This window comes from Mesorhizobium sp. M4B.F.Ca.ET.089.01.1.1 (assembly GCF_004022605.1).
GTDB classification, from domain to species: domain Bacteria; phylum Pseudomonadota; class Alphaproteobacteria; order Rhizobiales; family Rhizobiaceae; genus Mesorhizobium; species Mesorhizobium abyssinicae.
Window position 1 is genome coordinate 1 of the sequence record NZ_RZOS01000909.1, and the last position, 1,054, is coordinate 1,054.

Sequence of the window (1,054 nt, forward strand, 5' to 3'; positions counted from 1 at the left end):
GCCGCCGTGCGCCTGGTCGGCGCGCGCAATCTCGCCGTCGGCTGCTCGCTGATCGGCGCGCTATGCTTCCTGGGCATCGGCTATCTGCAGAACTGGATCGCCTGGTACGCGCTGCGCTTCCTCGTCGGCGTGGTCATCAATCCGCTCTATGTGCTTGGCGAGGTCTGGGCGCTGTCGCTGGCGGCGCCGTCGCGCCGCGGCAGGGTGATGGGCGTGTTCAACGCACTGATGGGCGCCGGCTACGCCGCCGGGCCTTTGATCCTGATCACCCTCGGCGCGTCCGGCTGGCCCCCGTTCATCGCCGCCATAGCGGGCTTTTGCCTGTGCGCGCTGATCCTGCGCGCCGTCTCTTCGCAGCTCGCCGGCTTCGAGGATGACGGCCAGGCTTCCGGCGGCATCGCCGGGTTCGCCAGGCTGGCGCCGGCGCTGCTGCTGGCGGTGCTGGTTTCGGCGGCCGTGCAGCAGAGCACCTATTCGCTGATTCCTGTCTTCGGCACCGGCTACGGCCTGCCGGAGGCGAAGCTCGCCGCGCTGGTGACGGCGCTGTCGGCCGGCAACATCCTGCTGCAAATCCCGCTCGGGCTGATGGCCGAGCGCTTCGGTGGCCGTGCGATGATCGTCTTTTGCGCGCTGGCGACCGGCGCCTGCGCGCTGTCGCTGCCGCTGCTGATCACGACGCCGCTGGTCTGGCCGGTGCTGGTGGTGATGGGCGCGGTCGGTTACGGCGTCTACACGATGGCGCTGGTCGAACTCGGCAGCCGTTTCAAGGGGAGCCTGCTGGTGGCCGGCAACGCCGCCTTCGCACTGATGTGGGGCGCCGGCGGCATTGTCGGCCCGCCCAGCGCCGGTGCGCTGATGCAGGCGGTCGGCCCACTCGGCCTGCCGGCGGTGATCGTCGGGCTCGATGCGTTGCTGGTGGCCTTCGCGCTCTACAGGTCGGCCAGCCGCCGAAGTTCCTGACAGGGTTTGGCTGGAGCAAGCGGTTTTCGCGGGTGAGGGGGTTACGGCTGTCCAGCCGAACCGCTAAGGCTGCCGGCGGAGGAAGGGCCATGAG

Annotated in this window: 1 protein-coding gene; it reads left to right on the top strand. The window is 69.9% G+C overall.

Annotation, left to right across the window (positions count from 1 at the left end):
- Positions 1–960, top strand: a 960-nt coding sequence (locus tag EN780_RS34940) for an MFS transporter (RefSeq protein WP_133372895.1), incomplete at its 5' end; no start/stop codon positions are given.
- Between the last annotated feature and the right edge of the window lie 94 nt (positions 961–1,054).